19 protein-coding genes and 1 pseudogene are annotated in these 16004 nt (G+C 56.8%); 10 read left to right on the top strand and 10 right to left on the bottom strand.

The window, feature by feature from the left end:
* From HX875_RS19360 to HX875_RS33185, 5 genes are all read left to right on the top strand, one after another.
* Nucleotides 1-1344: RHS repeat domain-containing protein (locus tag HX875_RS19360; protein ID WP_177044711.1), on the top strand; the 1344-nt coding region annotated here is incomplete at its 5' end.
* Nucleotides 1341-1985 carry a hypothetical protein gene (locus HX875_RS19355; RefSeq protein ID WP_177044709.1) on the top strand — a complete coding sequence of 215 codons (645 nt, stop codon included), beginning with the start codon at nt 1341-1343 and terminating at the stop codon, nt 1983-1985. The genes HX875_RS19360 and HX875_RS19355, both read left to right, overlap by 4 nt.
* 128 nt (nt 1986-2113) lie before the next feature.
* A complete protein-coding gene (locus HX875_RS19350; RefSeq protein WP_177044707.1) occupies nt 2114-2542 on the top strand; it encodes a hypothetical protein in 429 nt (142 codons plus the stop codon).
* A gap of 165 nt (nt 2543-2707) precedes the next feature.
* A complete protein-coding gene (locus HX875_RS19345; protein ID WP_177044705.1) occupies nt 2708-3136 on the top strand; it encodes an Imm50 family immunity protein in 429 nt (142 codons plus the stop codon).
* Between the two features lie 269 nt (nt 3137-3405).
* The gene (locus HX875_RS33185; RefSeq protein WP_371321488.1) at nt 3406-3816 is read left to right on the top strand and encodes a DUF6896 domain-containing protein; all 411 of its coding nucleotides are present in this window, start codon (nt 3406-3408) and stop codon (nt 3814-3816) included.
* A gap of 61 nt (nt 3817-3877) precedes the next feature.
* Here HX875_RS33185 and HX875_RS19340 read toward each other — a convergent pair whose 3' ends face one another.
* Nucleotides 3878-4315: a DUF3995 domain-containing protein gene (locus tag HX875_RS19340; RefSeq protein ID WP_169388104.1), complete on the bottom strand. Its 438-nt coding sequence runs from the start codon at nt 4313-4315 to the stop codon at nt 3878-3880.
* Nucleotides 4316-4408: 93 nt separating this feature from the next.
* Here HX875_RS19340 and HX875_RS19335 point away from each other — a divergent pair, with 93 nt between their 5' ends.
* Both HX875_RS19335 and HX875_RS19330 read left to right on the top strand, forming a co-directional pair.
* The gene (locus HX875_RS19335; protein ID WP_177044703.1) at nt 4409-4798 is read left to right on the top strand and encodes a DUF2946 domain-containing protein; all 390 of its coding nucleotides are present in this window, start codon (nt 4409-4411) and stop codon (nt 4796-4798) included.
* 95 nt (nt 4799-4893) lie between these two features.
* Nucleotides 4894-7020 carry a TonB-dependent receptor gene (locus tag HX875_RS19330; RefSeq protein ID WP_177044701.1) on the top strand — a complete coding sequence of 709 codons (2127 nt, stop codon included), beginning with the start codon at nt 4894-4896 and terminating at the stop codon, nt 7018-7020.
* A 137-nt stretch (nt 7021-7157) separates the two neighbouring features.
* Here the strand turns inward: HX875_RS19330 and HX875_RS19325 are convergent, their stop codons facing one another.
* From HX875_RS19325 to HX875_RS19315, 3 genes are all read right to left on the bottom strand, one after another.
* Entirely contained in the window at nt 7158-8174 is a 1017-nt protein-coding gene (locus HX875_RS19325; RefSeq protein WP_177044698.1) for an ABC transporter substrate-binding protein, read from the bottom strand.
* A 123-nt stretch (nt 8175-8297) separates the two neighbouring features.
* Nucleotides 8298-8495 (bottom strand): hypothetical protein, encoded by a 198-nt coding sequence (locus tag HX875_RS19320; RefSeq protein WP_177044696.1) that lies wholly within the window; start codon nt 8493-8495, stop codon nt 8298-8300.
* Nucleotides 8495-8944: a hypothetical protein gene (locus tag HX875_RS19315; RefSeq protein WP_177044728.1), complete on the bottom strand. Its 450-nt coding sequence runs from the start codon at nt 8942-8944 to the stop codon at nt 8495-8497. The genes HX875_RS19320 and HX875_RS19315 overlap by 1 nt, the downstream gene beginning before the upstream one ends.
* A gap of 414 nt (nt 8945-9358) precedes the next feature.
* On the opposite strand from HX875_RS19315, the gene HX875_RS19310 reads away from it, so the two are divergent.
* From HX875_RS19310 to HX875_RS19300, 3 genes are all read left to right on the top strand, one after another.
* Nucleotides 9359-9613 (top strand): hypothetical protein, encoded by a 255-nt coding sequence (locus HX875_RS19310; protein WP_256348137.1) that lies wholly within the window; start codon nt 9359-9361, stop codon nt 9611-9613.
* A 143-nt stretch (nt 9614-9756) separates the two neighbouring features.
* Nucleotides 9757-9987 carry a hypothetical protein gene (locus HX875_RS19305; RefSeq protein WP_177044694.1) on the top strand — a complete coding sequence of 77 codons (231 nt, stop codon included), beginning with the start codon at nt 9757-9759 and terminating at the stop codon, nt 9985-9987.
* An 83-nt stretch (nt 9988-10070) separates the two neighbouring features.
* The gene (locus HX875_RS19300) at nt 10071-10307 is read left to right on the top strand and encodes a DUF2789 domain-containing protein (RefSeq protein ID WP_084250787.1); all 237 of its coding nucleotides are present in this window, start codon (nt 10071-10073) and stop codon (nt 10305-10307) included.
* 4 nt (nt 10308-10311) lie between these two features.
* On the opposite strand, the gene HX875_RS19295 is transcribed toward HX875_RS19300, so the two are convergent.
* The 6 genes and pseudogenes from HX875_RS19295 to HX875_RS19275 all read right to left on the bottom strand — a co-directional run bounded on the left by HX875_RS19295 (nt 10312) and on the right by HX875_RS19275 (nt 15956).
* Nucleotides 10312-10515 (bottom strand): hypothetical protein, encoded by a 204-nt coding sequence (locus HX875_RS19295; RefSeq protein ID WP_177044692.1) that lies wholly within the window; start codon nt 10513-10515, stop codon nt 10312-10314.
* A 125-nt stretch (nt 10516-10640) separates the two neighbouring features.
* Entirely contained in the window at nt 10641-11861 is a 1221-nt protein-coding gene (locus HX875_RS19290; protein WP_371321489.1) for a methyl-accepting chemotaxis protein, read from the bottom strand.
* Between the two features lie 510 nt (nt 11862-12371).
* Nucleotides 12372-12458 (bottom strand): annotated as a pseudogene (locus HX875_RS32810) (outer membrane lipoprotein carrier protein LolA); the annotation flags it as partial.
* A gap of 22 nt (nt 12459-12480) precedes the next feature.
* Nucleotides 12481-12885 (bottom strand): TraR/DksA family transcriptional regulator, encoded by a 405-nt coding sequence (locus HX875_RS19285; RefSeq protein WP_010173153.1) that lies wholly within the window; start codon nt 12883-12885, stop codon nt 12481-12483.
* A gap of 419 nt (nt 12886-13304) precedes the next feature.
* A complete protein-coding gene (locus HX875_RS19280; protein ID WP_177044690.1) occupies nt 13305-14342 on the bottom strand; it encodes an ABC transporter permease in 1038 nt (345 codons plus the stop codon).
* A 60-nt stretch (nt 14343-14402) separates the two neighbouring features.
* Nucleotides 14403-15956, bottom strand: a complete 1554-nt coding sequence (locus HX875_RS19275) for a sugar ABC transporter ATP-binding protein (protein WP_177044689.1) — start codon at nt 15954-15956, stop codon at nt 14403-14405.
* Between the last annotated feature and the right edge of the window lie 48 nt (nt 15957-16004).

The following is a 16004-nucleotide window of genomic DNA, read 5'->3' as shown; positions in this document are numbered from 1 at the left end:
CTCAGCCACTACCACTACGACGATCAGGGCCGGCTGCACGCCCATGCCATCACCCAACAAGAACAACGCCATCAGCGCCGCCAATACGACTACGACAAACGCGGCAACCTCACCCGCATCCTCGACACCCGCAAAGGCCAGCACGATTACCACTACGACCCGCTCGACCGCCTGACCCGCGCCGACCACTCGCACGACCTGCAGGAACGCTTCGTCCACGACCCGGCGGGCAACCTGCTGATGCAAGACCGCGTCGGCCCGAGCGTAGTCAAAGGCAACCGCCTGCTGATGCAAGGCGACCGTCATTACGACTACGACGCCTTCGGCAACCTCCTGCGCGAGCGTCGGGGCCGGGCCCAGCAGTTGGTCACCGAGTACCGCTACGACTGCCAGCATCGACTGATCAGTGTCACCCAACCCGACGGCACCCACGCCAGCTACCGTTACGACCCGTTCGGTCGACGCATAGCGAAAACCCTCGACGGCCAGACCACAGAGTTTTTCTGGCAAGGCGACACGCTGATCGCCGAGCACAGCGCTGATCATCACCAAAGCTATATCTATGAACCCAACAGCTTCCGCCCGTTAGCACTGCTGAAAGGCTACGGCCCGGAAGCCGTAAAACCCTTCCACTACCAACTCGACCACCTCGGCACCCCGCAGGAACTCACCGCACCCGACGGCGAAATCGTTTGGTCCGCCCACTACCGCGCCTACGGCCAACTCGCGAAGCTGGACGTCAACACCGTCACCAACCCGTTGCGCTTCCAGGGCCAATACTTCGACCCCGAAAGCGGGCTGCACTACAACCGCCATCGCTACTACAATCCGGACGTTGGACGCTATCTGACGCCTGATCCGGTGAAACTGGCGGGAGGGCTGAACGGATACCAGTACGTGCCCAACCCGACGGGGTGGGTGGATCCGTTGGGGTTGAATACCTGTCCGGGAGGGGATGGATGTAAGCCGAAACACCGTGCTGAAGACCCAGCGAGCAAAGTCAAGGTAAACGAAGGCGACGTAGAGCCGCCTAAAGGCTCCGATAGCAAGCTCTCAAGAAATGCAGCCTTTAGAAAAGCTAAAGAGATTGGCGGTATTCCACAAAGTACGCAGCCTATAGCGGTTAAGCGGGACAAGATTCGTGATCAAGATAAATATATTTCGGGAAGAGTATACGTTTTCAGCCTTAGAAAAAATCATATCACCAAAATTTATGAACACTCCCTAGGTCATATAGAGGGCAATCACGGACCACACTTCAACACGAAAAATACAGTCAAAGGATTAAAGGTACCGTTGAGGATTGGTGACGACTCACATACATACTTTAAGGGAAAACCATGAAAACAGCATATATTATTGAGACCGGAATAAAGCCTTGGGACCAGATAGTACAAATAGGCGACGCACAGTTTTCCACGCTAACCTTAATCGACCATGACTTTCGCTGCGTTTGGGATTCCTGGTGCAACGTGGCGGAGTGCTTAGTAGAAGAATGGCCGATCAAGCGGGAATGGCGGTCGACAGGATGGGTAGATTTTTGCTCCAAGACCGAGGAGTACCTACTAAAAAAGGAATTGGCTGGCCAGATAAAAAATGGAGACCTATTCGGAAAAAATGATAGCACCAACATATATACCATAATAAAAAACATCCCAAACTGCCCCAGAGATATAATAAATTCCGCACTGGAAGGTTCAAGCGAAACAATTTTGATTATGCAAAAGTCAGTCCCTTTAATAGAACAGCTTTGGGCCGACATGACTATTTTCGAAAAAAAAGTGACCACCAAAAATATAAAAACCTTCCTTGAGATTCATCCACAAACCGTGCTTTGCAGGTTCTTTGATTCAGAAACACATGCCGCTGCTCAATTTATAAGCATGATTGATGCTCAAGAAAACTTAGCAAGCGCAATCAAAAAAAATGAAATCAGAGAAATCACCCAACAAGATGTCTACAGGTACATACACACCAAATCATAAACGAACACCTGAATCCGCTACAACTACAACAAGACTGGCGCGCACATATATTCTTGCATCAAAAAATCCACATCACGCTCCCCAAGAACCCATCACAATTTAAAAACCAATAAGGCAATCAAATAAACATGAACCACTTCGATACCGAACTTGAAAAATCCCTAAAAACAGACAACATTCATTACGAGCGACTTCCTAACAAAGATGAGAAAATACTTATAAATAAAATACAACGAAAAATCACCTTTGCTGGAAGTCAAATCGACTGGAAGACCCTGCAGAACGCAACCGACCTGAGCCATATGGAAAAATCCTTAGCGTTAACTGAAATTTCAGAAAAGCTGAATAGTCTTGCAGTTCAGAGGGTAATTTTCCTAGGCGACTCAGCTATTGAATATGCTTACTCAATAGCGATAACCGATCTCAGGAGAGCACTGGATATCTTCGCAGAATTCCCTCAGCACACCTACATTTTTCCTGAACGCCTAAATTGGATCGCCTGCTTAGCATTTGAAGGCTACATAGATTACGCCGACCTGCCGTGCGACGAGGCTTGAAATCGGCAGCTACCCATGGGGGGATGGATAATGCGATAACGGCAATCAGAGATACCCACCAAAAACATCTGAACTTTAAATAGATCAGCCCATTTTTCCCGAATCGAAAACTACGAAACGGCAAAATTCCCGGAGCGAAGGAACACTATTCGTTTAAGGAGAAAAATGAAATACTGGAACGAACTAGATACGAGCATATTTTTTAGGAAACTTTTTAGCCATCCAGTCGAAATTGACAAAATTGCTCTTTTCTCATTACAAATACAAAACGATCAACCTTCGTTAGCCCTGGGGTTCGACATCCCAGAGTTTCCAGATAACTTACCAGAAAAATGGAAAAACAAAGACTTTAACACCTGCAGAGTCGGGCTTACTTGCACAGGCATTAGCGAATTAATTATGAAAGATATTCCCACAAAGGACATCTTCTCTGTAAAAATAGTAAAAGCCGGCAGCTTTTTTGCATTCCAAGCCACGACCAAAAATTCCCTAATAAATTTTAAAGCAAAATTCATCTCCTTATGCGGCCCTTCAGTTTATGCAAATGGCCCAGAGGACAATGAACGCTTTAAAGTAAGAAGCAATTCCAAATAAAACAAACCGCATCAGATTAGACGACCAAACAGACGGACATACTTACAGAACGCCCAACAATCACAAAGAAGTTATTACAATTAATAAGTACCTGAAAATGGAGATAAAGATGCCCATCGAAGCCTTAGCGATACACTAATAAAAAATATACCCAGCACTCAAATAATGAGCTAGTAATAGAAACGAGAATTGCTCTACACCACTTGATCAAACAAAAAAAACCGAAACACATACGCAAACACGCAACTCCTTATCACAAAACTATCAACATGAAAAATCAAAATCTAGAAAATTTAATTCATGAGTACCTAGCTCAAGTAAAAAAGGCGACCATTTTACTTGAACAAACATTCGGAACAAAAAACATTATCCAACTATGGCGCAGCAAAGAAATCTCGCAACGCGGGAGGATTACTGACAACATCTCCTACGAACTGCACGGAATTGGCTGCAGAGTCGACTTTTCCGGAATATGTATCGATTTCGACTACGGCCCAAACGAAAGGGTGGACGGATTCGATCCATGGCGGCTTTATATATACGCGTGCGAAGTACCCCACAGGTACAAAAAGTACACTAACCAGAACACACTCAAACTAGAATTCAATAATTATGTAGCGCAAGGAAAAGCACAAAAAATCTCCGATTCCATGTCCAACCTATACTTCCTAAATCCTTGACCCTGCTCGCCCGCTGACTAGCTGTCACCAGGCGAGCATTCGAGTTACCCAGCGCAAACCCTCAACTCCACGCCACCACCAACAACCCCGCCCCCAACACCAGACACAACGGCGAATAAAAAAACGTATCCAGCCGCGCAAACCGCGAACCACCCACCTTCTTGAAAAACCCCACCAGCTCCGAATCCCCAATCGCCCGGGCAAACATCACCAGTGCCACCGCACTGATGCCCCATTGCAAGGCATGGTTGGACACCGGTTCGAAATACAGCCCGGCCCGCAAACACACCAGCACCGCAATCGCCACCAGCCCCACACCCACCAGCAGCGTGCCCAGCGCCGACGGCTTGAACGCCGGGCGGGGCCCGCTGGCGAATTCACCCGGCAGCTGCGGAATCGCCGCGGCAACCCCCAATTTGCCCCCTGCCGCCCAGTACAAATGAACCAGGCTGATAAAGCCGAACACCCCGACGATCCATCGCGCGACTAAAAAGCTCATGGCTGGATATCCTTGGAAAAGTCCGGAAGAGGATAGACCTCTTGAGATTTTTTGCAGGCAATTCGTCGGCGGCTGATGGTAAAGTGCCGCCCCATGAAACTCGCCCGTACCGACCGCTCGCTCATTGCCTGGATGCTCTACTGCTGCGTCCTGTTCAATGTGTTCGCCTGCAGCATTGGCCACGGGCAAATGGTCGGGATGCAGCTCAACGGCATCGGCGGCCAGTTCTGTACGGTAGACCCGCGCACCCAGGCGCCGGCGCCTTACAAGTCCACCGATGAATCCCTGCCCACGCTCTCGAAAGCCTTCGGTTGCCCGCTGTGCTCCACCGGCGGCATGGGCCCGGCGCTCAGCTCCAGCCTCAATGTGGCCGTGCTGCCGCAACCCCATGCGCCGCCGCCGGCAATCGTTGCCAGCGCCGACATTCCTGCCCGCTTCACCTGGCCTGCGGCTAATCCGCGCGCCCCACCCGCCTTCGCCTGATACCTGCGCTTTTTTGATTGGCACGTGTTGCCGCCTCCCTCGGGAGTACGGGCGGCTGTGCGTTGTTTTCAAGCCATGTTTTTCAGGATTCAACCATGAAACATTTACCCCTTTTGGCGGGCCTGTTCGGCTGCCTGCCTGTCAGCGCCTGGGCGATTGAGCTGGCACCGACCACCATTGATGGCGAGCAAACCGGCGAACCCGGCCTGTCCCTGGACCAGTCCAGCGGCATGGCCTCGCGCCTCGGGCTGAGCGTGCGGGAAACCCCGGCGTCCATCGCCATTGCCAATCGCAACGACATCGAGCGCCGAGGCGCCAAGACCTTCCAGGACGCGGCCAATACTCTGCCCGGGGTCAACGCCAGTGCGCCGCCGGGGTTTGGCGGCTTCATTTCCTATCGGGGTTTTACCAGCAGCCAGATTACCCAGATGTTCAATGGCGTCGCCGTGTCCGGCGGCCTGGCGCGCCCGGTGGATGCGTGGATCTATGACCGGGTCGAACTGGTCGGCGGCCCCTCCTCCCTGATCAACGGCGCCGGTTCCGTTGGTGGTTCGCTGAACTACGTGACCAAGCTCGCCACCCGCGAGGAACAGGCCGCCGAAGGGCAACTGACGTATGGCAGCTACGACACCGCCGGGATGGCCTTCGGCCTGAACCATGCGCTGACCGAACCGGGTGCCGAGGTCCAGCATTACGCGCGCCTGGACGTGAGCCGCAACACCAACCACACCTATATCGATCGCCAGCAGCGCGATGCCTGGAGTGTGGCGTTCTCCCTGTTGAGTGATTTCACGCCGAACCTGTCCCACACCCTGGCGCTGGAGTATCAGGACGAACACGAAGACAGTCCCTACTGGGGCACGCCGGTGCTCAACCCGAAGTCGGGCGAGTTGAAGATCGACAAGCACAACCGCTTCAACAACTACAACGTGGCCGACGGCCGTTATGAGCAACGCACGATCTGGGTCCGATCGATCATCGACTACCGGATCAACGACAGCACCACCCTGAAAAACACCCTCTATCACCTCGACAGCCAGCGCGACTATCGCAACCTGGAAACCTACCAATACAACGCGGATAACAGCGCGGTGAATCGCTCGACGGCCTATCAGGTGCGGCATCAGGGCGAGCAGAATGGCAACCAGTTCGAGCTGCGCCATGACGACACATTCTTCGGTTTGAGCACCACCTGGTCCGGTGGATTTGAGTACAAGGTCAACAGCACCACCAGCAACCCACTGAACGTACCGGGCAAAAACACGGTGGACCCGAACAACTACGATCCGGGGCATTTCTATGACCTTCCCGGCACCAAGCCCGGCTTCGATCCGGACAAGACCAACGCCGTTACCACCAAGGCGCTGTTCGTCGAAAATCGCCTGGGGCTGACCGACAAACTGTCGCTGCTCACCGGCCTGCGCTATGACGCGATTGACCTTGAGGTGACCAATCACCGAGACATCACCGCCAGCAACCCCCGGCACGTCAAACGCAGTTGGGAGCCGGTGACCGGGCGCATTGGCCTGACCTATCAGTTCATTCCCCAAGCCAATGTCTACGTGCAATACAGCACCGCTGCCGAACAGCCGAGCAGCACCACCCAGGTGTTCGACGTGTCCACTGGCAAGCAGTGGGAAGTGGGCAGCAAGTTCGACTACCTGAACGGTCGCGGCTCGGCCACCGTCGCCGCCTACCGGATCGAGCGCAAGGACTTCGCCGTCACCGACCCGCAGGACCCGACCAACAGCATTCCGGTGGGCGCGCAGTCGTCCAAGGGTATCGAACTGGCCAGTTCGTTGCGGGTCACGCCCAAGCTATTGCTGGAGGGCAACTACGCCTGGGTCGATGCCGAGTACGAGGACTTCAACGAGAAAACCGCCAGTGGTGCCGTGGTATCACGCAAGGGCAATACGCCGACCAATGTGCCCAAGCAGGTGGGCAATCTGTGGCTGACCTATGACTTTGCCGAGGATTGGCAAGGGGGTGTGGATGCACGGTATGTGGCGTCAGTGTATGCCGATAACGCCAACACCCTGACGGTGCCGGCGTATACCTTGTTCGGGACGTTTTTGACCTACAAGGTGGATCAGCATACCTCCGTGACGGGCCGGGTGCGCAACCTGACCAATGAGGTGTATGCCGAGTTTGCCCATGTGTCGCCAGCGTATTACCTCGGATCGCCGAGGACGTTCGAGCTGGCGGTGCAGACGAAGTTCTAAGGCTGGAACAGGGTCCATGTGGGAGCCGGGCTTGCCCGCGATGCCAGCAACTCGGTCTGTCAGTCAAACCGAGGTGCCGGCATCGCAGGCAAGCCAGCTCCCACATTTAGTCCGTGCCAGTCAGGACTATTGAGGGGCTACTTCAGGCTGGCCTCTACCTTCTGCGCCACATCCTCAGTCAGCCACGCCTTCCAGATCTGCGGGTGATCCTTGAGGAACGCCTGGGCGACTTCACGTGGCTGGCTGTGCTTCTCGCTCATTTCGGCCAGCGCCTTGTTCAAAGGCTCGATGGGAAAGTCGACCTTGGCAAAGAATTCAGCAATCTGCGGATGTTCCTTCTGGAATGGCGTGGACACACCGATGCTCAACTTGGAGGCCAGTGAACGGGTGGGTTTCGGATCAGGATTATCCGCATCCGTCAGGGTCTTCCACGCCTCGGCGTCAAACGGCGGCTCTTCCAGCTGGATCAGCTTGTAGCGCCCCATCAATGGCGTGGGTGACCAGTAATAGAACAGCACCGGCTTGCCCCGGCGGATCGACGAGGCAATCTCGGCGTCCAGCGCCGCACCCGACCCGCTGCGGAAATTCACGTAGCTGTCGTCAAGCCCGTAGGCCTTGAGCTTTTGCTTGTTGACCACTTCCGAGGTCCAGCCAATCGGGCTGTTGAGGAAGCGGCCCTTGGTCGGTGCCTCGGGGTCCTTGAACACATCCTTGTAGCGCGCCAGGTCTTTCACGCTGCGCAGTTCCGGCGCCAGGGGCTTGATGCCTTTGGCCGGGTCGCCCTTGACCACGTATTCCGGCACCCACCAGCCTTCGGTGGCGCCCTTGACGATATCCCCCAGGCCCACCACTTTGCCCTCAGCCTCGGCCTTGACCCACACCGGGCTGCGGCCGGCCCATTCTTCACCGATCACCTGGATGTCGTTTTTTGCCAGGGCGGTTTCCAGGGTGATGGTGGTGCCGGGCAAGGTGTCGGTGGGCAAGTCATAGCCCTTTTCGACAATCACCCGCAGCACCTCGGTGATCAGGCTGCCGCTTTCCCAGTTCAGGTCCGCGAAATGTATCGGCGCCTGGGCCGCCGATACAGGCAGCGACGCCACCGACAGACTCAGGGTCGTCAGTGAGGCTGCCAACAGTGCTCGAATTCCTTTCATGCTTTACACCTCATGCCTTACAGCAATAGCGAACGGCTTTGCTGTAACACCGCGAAGCCTCTGAATACTTAAGTCAACTCAACTGTAGTAGAGGTTCCGGCGAACATGGCAGGGTGCTGGTATTTACGGCGGATTGTTCAGGCGCTGCAGCTCGCGGCGCACCATGCTGGCGTACTCGGCGGGCTTGAGTTCATATAACTGGCCGGCCACCCAACTCAACCAGGCGCCCTGCAACTCGGACTTGCGGGCAAGCAGCTGCGCCGCCACGGCCTGGGCATCGAGCAAGTGCTGCTCGTGGAACTGCGCCCTACCCTGGCTCATTACTCGCTGGCCTTGAAGGTCACGAGTTCACCCTTGCGCCACTTGGCAGCCTTGCCGGTGACAGCCTTGAGGGTCTTGGTCAGGCCTTCAACCAGCTGCTCATGGGCGGCGAACACCAACATCACACTGTGGCCTTCCTTGAATACGATGCCCTGGCCTTCGGCCGAGGAAACAAAGGCGTAGTCGCCCAGGCCATACACCGTCAACTTGATATCGCGAAACTTCAGTTCGAACTTGCCACCTTCGCGACTGGGCAATACCGCTGCGCGAAAATGATCACCGACCTTGAGTTCAAGACGCGGCTTGTCGTCCACCACCAGCGCCGTCTCGGTATCGATCTCGGCGATGTAGATACCTTCAGGTGTCTGCTCAGTGACGTAGACGAAACGGGATTGAAACTGCTTGACCAACTTTGCGCGCAAATCACCCAGCACGAACAACGCGTGCATATCCAGATTACTGACTGCCAAGGAAACGCCCCCACATCAAAAGGGTGCTGACCGCCCAGGCGGGCAGCACAAAAAACGGCCGAAACGGCACGATCACACAACAAATCCACTGAAAAACTGAAGAAGGCCCACGCTGCAAAGCCATAAGACTAGTACAGGCGTACCCGACGCACCTTACGCAAGGTCGCCAGGCGTTGCAGGAAATCACAGGTTCAACGGCCGGAGAATACCGACCGCCCTACTTCAGACAATAACCCTTAATAAAATGCAGTTTTCCGACATCCAACACAGAAACTAATGCTTTGGATGGAACCGGACGCCGGATGCTGACGACAATACTAAAACAGCAACACGGGTCAAAACCACCCGAAATACTGCAAGCGGGTCCGCAAGATCGATCGACAGGAGCTGATTATGCAACGACCTCAACCGATTGCCACACCCTCGAACACCGGTTCATCTTTTATGGATGACGGCCAATTCTACTCCCTATACACCCAGGGCAGTTGCCTGCATTCGGTTCTCTATCGAGTAGTACCCGCCGGAAGAAACTTCTTTCATATCCTGGAAGTGCCCAGCGGGCGGATCAAAGGCTTTCGCAGCGGCCATAGCCAGGCGTGCGAACTGGCCAGGCAGCTGGAAGCTATCCTGCAGACGCCCCACGGCTGAAACTCGGCGCTGTCGTTTCGTCATCTGGTTGACTTTACTGCGCCGCCAGCGCGTAACAACTGCCATACTGGTCCGTCCATTGAGATTTGTCCCCTTGGGGTTCAGGTTTCATCAGCGCAATTACCTCCAAGGGAAGGCTATACGTGACGGAATTTGATATAGGCGAATTTTTCATCCATGGCGAAGCCAGGGAAGTAGACGGTGAATTTCAAGCCGTGATCGTGATGCGAGCCAAGCCCCCCCTCACCACCGTAACGACCCACCAGGTAGAAAAGGACCGCTGGTTCAAAACCATAGACGCCGCCAACACCGCTGCCAAGGATGCCGCCAAAGCCCTTAAAGCCGCAGTCGATTCAGGCGCACTGACCTCCTGATAACCCGGCGCGACAATCCGATCGAACTCTGACCCGCAACAACCCTCCCATGCATACGATGATCAGCCTGCATGGAGAACGATATGGACGCGCCGACTTACACCCTCGAAGACCTGTTTGAACAACTTGGCCTGGAATCTTCCCCGGAGGCGATTGACGCCTTCATCGGCGAACACACCCTGGCCAATGACGTAAAGCTGATCGACGCAGATTTCTGGTCACCGCAGCAAGCCCAATTCCTTAAAGATGAACTGCGTGAAGACGCGGTCTGGGCCATCGCGGTCGACGAACTGAACCAGCGCCTGCACCAACCACGCTGATGCTTCAATGCAGGCTGTCTGACTGCTCCAGGCGCAACAACGCCTCCCAGGCAGCCCTGCACTCTTCTGCCTCATCGCGGCTGGCGAACGCCGTGCCGCGCTGCTCGCCGTTAAGCAGTACCACCCAACACGCCTTGCGCCCCAGCGCGCGCAGGGTGGGCGGTACGCCACTGCCAATCATCACGGCGACATCGACTTTGTTTTGCATGGAGAGCCTCCAGAAAATTAGTTAGCTGGCTAACAATGTCAGCCATGCTACGGTTTTCCTCCAGCTGGAAAAAGCTATCCCCGGAATAGCTCCCTTGCATAACCTGCAACAATCGCCTCGGTGAATCAGCGGCCCTCGGGTTTATAGCCCAGACGCAAGCCACCCCAATGCCTGCCCTTGACCGTGATCGGCACCGACAAGTCGTGCATCAACTCACCGGTATCGCGGGTGTAGGTTTGCAACAACACCGCCTGCTGGTGGCTGCCACAGCGGATCCCGGTACGGTCGTCAAACTTGCGCTTGGTACGGTTTTGCAGCGCATCCACCTGGGCATCGCCGGTCAACGTCTGGGAAAACGCCTTGTTATGGGTCGGCACATAACCCTGTGGCGTGCAGGCGATGGCGAATACCAACCCCTCATGACGGGGCAACAACGCTTCCTGGATGGCCGGCAGCACCTGGTCGGTGTAGCCATCGAAGCGCGTGTGGTACTTGCTTGGCCGGGTGTTGGGAATGGGCGTGTAGCTGCGGTCGAACAGGTCATCCAGGCTGATGCGATTTTGCAGCACGTCGGCTTCAAACTGCGCGGCGATCCGGCCGGCTCCTTCCCGGGCCAGGTCATAGATGCGCTGGTGATAGTCGTCCAGGCCGACCTCGGCGAGGCGCTCGCTGATGGTTTCGGCCTGCCCTTCCATTTGCACCGCGGCGGCGGCCAGTTGTTGGGTTTGCTGGTCACTGACGGTCAAATCGCTACGCATCTGCTCCACAGCATGAAACAGACTGTCGAGTTGCGCGCGGTTGGTGTCGGTGCCTTGGGCGATTTCATTGACCTGGCCTTCAACGTCCGCGGCCAGGGTAGCAATGTTCTCCAATTGCTCACCGGCGTGTTCAACCTGTTCTACACCGGACTGCAAATCCGCCGACAATTGCCGGATCTGCTCCACCACCTGGGCGGTACGCTGCTGGATATCCGCCACCATCACTCCGACCTCGTCGGTGGCCGTGGCCGTACGCCCTGCCAGCCCACGCACTTCGTCGGCGACCACCGCAAAGCCGCGACCGTGCTCACCGGCCCGCGCGGCCTCAATCGCAGCGTTCAGGGCCAACAGGTTGGTCTGGCTGGCGATCGACTGGATCACCAGAGTGACCCGCTGGATTTCTTCGCTGCGCTGGCTCAAGGCCTCGATCAAGTGGCGGCTGTCGTTGGCACGCTGGCTGAGCTGGTGCATGCGGGTGATGGATTGCGCCAGCACCTCACGCCCTTCGGTGCTGCGCTGATGGGCCTGGCTGGCAGCACCGAGAGCCTGGCGACTCAGCTCGGAGGTGACCTTCTCGGTGTCAATCATCACTTCGGCACTGCTGACAATCTGCCTGGCCGCGCCTAATTGCGATTGCAGCCTGGCCGCCAATTGCTTGACCGAATAGGCCACGCCCGCAGCAGACAATGCGTTATGACTGGTGGTGTAGGACAGGTCGCGGGTCAGCTCGCCGATGGCATCGGTAGTGTCGGACGGTACGGTGCTGGCGGTGCGATGTTTCAGGCGGGGCAGCCAGATCAGCAGCAGGGCCACCGGCAGGCACAGGTAAATCGAGAGTTGGCCGAACGCCAGGCCCAGCAGCAACAGCACCAGGGCGGCACTTTGCAGGAGCGGCGTCAACCAGCCGGGCAACTGACGCGTCACCACAGGGGGTGACACTGCCGCGCCTATGAGAGATCCGTCTCCAGCCATCTTCGTTACCCCACTGCTTGTCGTTATTGTGACTGCATTAAACGCCACTACGTGGCCATTATCCATGGGCCTTTAGTGGGGGGCTTGCAGCAGATCAATAGACAGGGGTAATACGGGCGAAATCTATGTAGGAGCGAGCTTGCTCGCGAAGAACCTGAGAGCACCGTTGGGTACCAGGCTTCCCGCGTTATCGTTAGCGACCTTCGCGAGCAAGCTCGCTCCTACAAGGACGGCATCAGGCTTGACGCTGGTGCTTGTCGATTTGCTCGTGGCGCTCTTGCGCTTCGATGCAGTACTTGGTGGTCGGGCTGATCAGCAGGCGCTTGAGGCCGATAGGCTCGCCGCTGTCATCGCACCAGCCGAAGGAATCTTCCTTGATACGGCCCAGGGCCTGCTCAAGTTGCGGCAGCATGCGCTGGTCGCGGTCGATGGCATTCACCAGCCAGGTGCGCTCTTCTTCGACAGAAGCAGCGTCAGCCGGGTCAGCCGGGGTGTCCAGGCTTTCGATGGCGATGCGGTTCTGCTCAATGCGCTCATGGTGTTCCACTTTCATGTCTTGCAACAACTGCTCAAAAAAAGCGTGCTGCTCGGCATTCATGTAGTCATCCGCCGGCATGGCCAGCAACTTTTCCTTTGTCATTGATTTCTCTATAAAAAATACGTGCATCAAGGCGAATAAGGGAGCGTTCCGGAAGGCCTGTGCAGGTCTCGGAAAGGCGCCGTCCATTTCAAGCGCCACCCGGCACTCAATTTACGAGGGGCGGCAGTCTAAGGCCGACTTGAGGGCTCAGCAACTGAAATGACAGGCATTTTTTCCAAGATAACCCGCAAAGGCACCAGGACGGGCTCGGCGAACGGTCATCGGAGTGCGTTTATAGCAAGAAATTCAGTGTTGTGGAGCTATATAGAAGACAAACGGTTAAACGTTGATGGCAAAACGCTCATGTGGGAGCCGGGCTTGCCCGCGATGCACTCGACTCGGTCTGTCAGCGAGACCAAGTTGATGCTATCGCAGGCAAGCCAGCTCCCACATTGATTGATGCAGCCTTGAGGACCGTGTTAGCGCTTGAGCTTGCGCTTGTTGCGGTACTGATCGATCACCACCGCCACCACGATGATCAGGCCCTTGATGATGTCCTGGATGTAGGCATCCACACCGACGAAGGTAAACCCGCTGGCCATCACCCCGAGGATCAGCGCGCCGATCACGGTGCCGGTGATGCGCCCTACTCCGCCCGCCAGGCTGGTGCCGCCGATCACCGCAGCAGCAATCGCGTCCAGCTCATAGGACATGCCCATGCCCGCCTGCCCGGTGGCCGCTCGTGCCGAGGCCACTACACCGGCCAGGCCCGCCAGCAGCCCGGCGATGCTGTAGACGATGATCAGGTGGCGCTTGACGTTGATCCCCGAGGTGCGCGCCGCCTGCATGTTGCCGCCGATGGCGTAGGTGTACTTGCCGTACTTGGTGTAGCGCAGCGCGATATGGAAGATCACCGCCACCACCAGGAAGATCACCACCGGCATCGCGCCGTGGCCGATGGCCGTGTAGGAGTCCGAGAGCATGCTCACCGGCTGGCCTTCGGTGTAATAACGCGCCAGGCCACGGGCCGAGACCATCATGCCGAGGGTGGCAATAAACGGTGGAATCCCGGTGACCGCAATAATGCTGCCGTTAATGCCCCCCGCCAGCAGCCCCACACCCAGGCCCATCGCCACCGGTATCCACACCGGCAAGTCGGTCAGGGATGGAAACACTGCCCGGGAAAAGTCGGAAGTCTGCGCCAGACTGGCGGCGATCATCGCCGACAACGCCAACACCGAGCCCGAGGACAGGTCGATACCGGTGGTGATGATCACCTGGGTCACGCCAATCGCCAGCAGGCCGATGATCGACACTTGCAGGATCATCAACACCAGGCGCTGGGAGTTCATCAGGAAACTCTGGTCCCGCACGATCCAGCCGAACAACTCAAACACCAGGCCGATGCCAATCAGCACCAGCAGGATGCTCAGCTCGGTGGGCATGCGTCGACGGTGCTTGACCGGCGCTGCAGCGGGCTTCTTTTCCTCGGGTTTGCTTTCCAGTATCGCGTTCATAACCACTCACCTTTTTTTATCGCGTTGCGCCGGCCGCAGCGGGCCGGCGCCGTCTGTTCGTTAGTGGACCGCCGTCATACCGGAAGCCAGTTGCATGACTTTTTCCTGGGTCGCGTCCGCGCGGTCCAGGGTGCCCATCAGGTCGCCTTCGTGCATCACCATTACCCGGTCGCTCATGCCCAGCACTTCCGGCAGCTCCGAAGAAATCATGATCACGGCCATGCCTTCGCTGGCCAGGTAGGAAATCAGCCGGTAGATCTCGGCCTTGGCGCCCACGTCGATACCGCGAGTGGGCTCGTCGAGGATCAGCAGCCGCGGATTGGTCATCAGCCAGCGGGCCAACAGGGCTTTTTGCTGGTTGCCGCCGGACAAGGTGTCGATGCACTGCTCAAGCGACGGGGTTTTCACCCGCAGCTTGGTGCACATGTCTTCACACAGGGCCCGCAGGGCCTTTTGCTGGATGAAGCCGTTGCCGGAGTAAAGCGGCAGCACGGCCATTTCCATGTTTTCCAGCACCGAGAGGCAAGGAAACAAGCCGCTGAGCTTGCGGTCTTCGGTCAGCAGCGCGAAGCCCTTCTCGATGGCCATGTGCGGGTCGGTGATGCGCACGGTCTTGCCGTCCAGCTGGATCTCGCCGCCGGAGCTTGGGGTGATGCCAAAAATGGTCTCAGCCACGTTGGTACGGCCAGAGCCCATCAACCCGGCAATGCCGAGAATCTCGCCGGCGTGCAGGTCAAACGACACGCCCTGGAACACCCCATCCAGGCGCAGGTCGCGTACCGACAGCAGCAGATCGCCGATAGGCTTGTCGCGCACCGGGAACAGCTGGCTCAGCTCGCGCCCCACCATCATCGAGATCAGGCTGTCGCTGTCCATGCTGTCGGCCCGTTGCAGGCCGATGTACGCACCATCGCGGAACACCGCCACTTCATCGGCGATGGCGAACACTTCGTTCATTTTATGGGTGATGTAGATGATGCCTTTGCCCTGGGACTTGAGGTCGGCAATGATCGAAAACAGGTGGGCCACTTCCTTGTCGGTAATCGCCGAGGTGGGCTCATCCATGATCAGGATGTCGGAGTCATAGGACACGGCCTTGGCAATCTCGACCATCTGCCGCTCGGCGATGCTCAGGTTGCCGACGTGTTCTTCCGGGTCGAGGTTGATCCGCAGCCGCTCCAGCAATTGCGCGGTGCAGCGGTGCATTTCCCGGTGGTTGACCATGTGCAGGCCGTTGAGCTGTTCGCGGCCGATCCAGATGTTCTCGGCGATGCTCATGTGGGGCATCAGGTTGAGTTCCTGGTGGATCATCGCGATGCCGGCTTTCTGCGCCGCCAGCGGTGTCTCAAACACAATCGGCTTGCCCCGCAGGCGGATTTCACCGGCGTCGGGCTGATAGATGCCGGCGATGATCTTCATCAGCGTCGACTTGCCCGCGCCGTTCTCTCCCATCAGCGCCAGCACCGAACCGGGGCGCACCCGCAGTTGCACATCGGCCAGGGCCACGACGCCGGGAAAGCCTTTGCTGATGTTGGAGATCTCCAGCAGATAGGGTTCTTCCAGTACCAGGGGCTGGATACCGGGAGGCTGGGAAGCAGTCGCTTGAGCAAACATATCGGGTACTCCGTCAGCAGGGCCGCCGTGGCTGCCCTGCCGGTTTAT

Source organism: Pseudomonas yamanorum (assembly GCF_013386765.1).
Taxonomy (GTDB): domain Bacteria; phylum Pseudomonadota; class Gammaproteobacteria; order Pseudomonadales; family Pseudomonadaceae; genus Aquipseudomonas; species Aquipseudomonas yamanorum_A.
Note: the sequence above shows the minus strand (reverse complement) of the source record. Positions and strands in the feature narration are given on the sequence as shown.

Excerpts from the sequence above, each read along its gene's own strand:
- HX875_RS19335 (WP_177044703.1), top strand. The coding sequence starts at position 4,409 with ATGAAACTCGCCCGTACCGACCGCTCGCTCATTGCCTGGATGCTCTAC.
- HX875_RS19275 (WP_177044689.1), bottom strand. The coding sequence starts at position 15,956 with ATGTTTGCTCAAGCGACTGCTTCCCAGCCTCCCGGTATCCAGCCCCTG.
- HX875_RS19355 (WP_177044709.1), top strand. The coding sequence starts at position 1,341 with ATGAAAACAGCATATATTATTGAGACCGGAATAAAGCCTTGGGACCAG.
- HX875_RS19320 (WP_177044696.1), bottom strand. The coding sequence starts at position 8,495 with ATGAGCCAGGGTAGGGCGCAGTTCCACGAGCAGCACTTGCTCGATGCC.
- HX875_RS19285 (WP_010173153.1), bottom strand. The coding sequence starts at position 12,885 with ATGACAAAGGAAAAGTTGCTGGCCATGCCGGCGGATGACTACATGAAT.
- HX875_RS19295 (WP_177044692.1), bottom strand. The coding sequence starts at position 10,515 with ATGCAAAACAAAGTCGATGTCGCCGTGATGATTGGCAGTGGCGTACCG.
- HX875_RS33185 (WP_371321488.1), top strand. The coding sequence starts at position 3,406 with ATGAAAAATCAAAATCTAGAAAATTTAATTCATGAGTACCTAGCTCAA.
- HX875_RS19330 (WP_177044701.1), top strand. The coding sequence starts at position 4,894 with ATGAAACATTTACCCCTTTTGGCGGGCCTGTTCGGCTGCCTGCCTGTC.
- HX875_RS19350 (WP_177044707.1), top strand. The coding sequence starts at position 2,114 with ATGAACCACTTCGATACCGAACTTGAAAAATCCCTAAAAACAGACAAC.
- HX875_RS19315 (WP_177044728.1), bottom strand. The coding sequence starts at position 8,944 with ATGCACGCGTTGTTCGTGCTGGGTGATTTGCGCGCAAAGTTGGTCAAG.
- HX875_RS19325 (WP_177044698.1), bottom strand. The coding sequence starts at position 8,174 with ATGAAAGGAATTCGAGCACTGTTGGCAGCCTCACTGACGACCCTGAGT.
- HX875_RS19345 (WP_177044705.1), top strand. The coding sequence starts at position 2,708 with ATGAAATACTGGAACGAACTAGATACGAGCATATTTTTTAGGAAACTT.
- HX875_RS19280 (WP_177044690.1), bottom strand. The coding sequence starts at position 14,342 with ATGAACGCGATACTGGAAAGCAAACCCGAGGAAAAGAAGCCCGCTGCA.
- HX875_RS19340 (WP_169388104.1), bottom strand. The coding sequence starts at position 4,315 with ATGAGCTTTTTAGTCGCGCGATGGATCGTCGGGGTGTTCGGCTTTATC.
- HX875_RS19300 (WP_084250787.1), top strand. The coding sequence starts at position 10,071 with ATGGACGCGCCGACTTACACCCTCGAAGACCTGTTTGAACAACTTGGC.
- HX875_RS19290 (WP_371321489.1), bottom strand. The coding sequence starts at position 11,861 with ATGATTGACACCGAGAAGGTCACCTCCGAGCTGAGTCGCCAGGCTCTC.
- HX875_RS19310 (WP_256348137.1), top strand. The coding sequence starts at position 9,359 with ATGCAACGACCTCAACCGATTGCCACACCCTCGAACACCGGTTCATCT.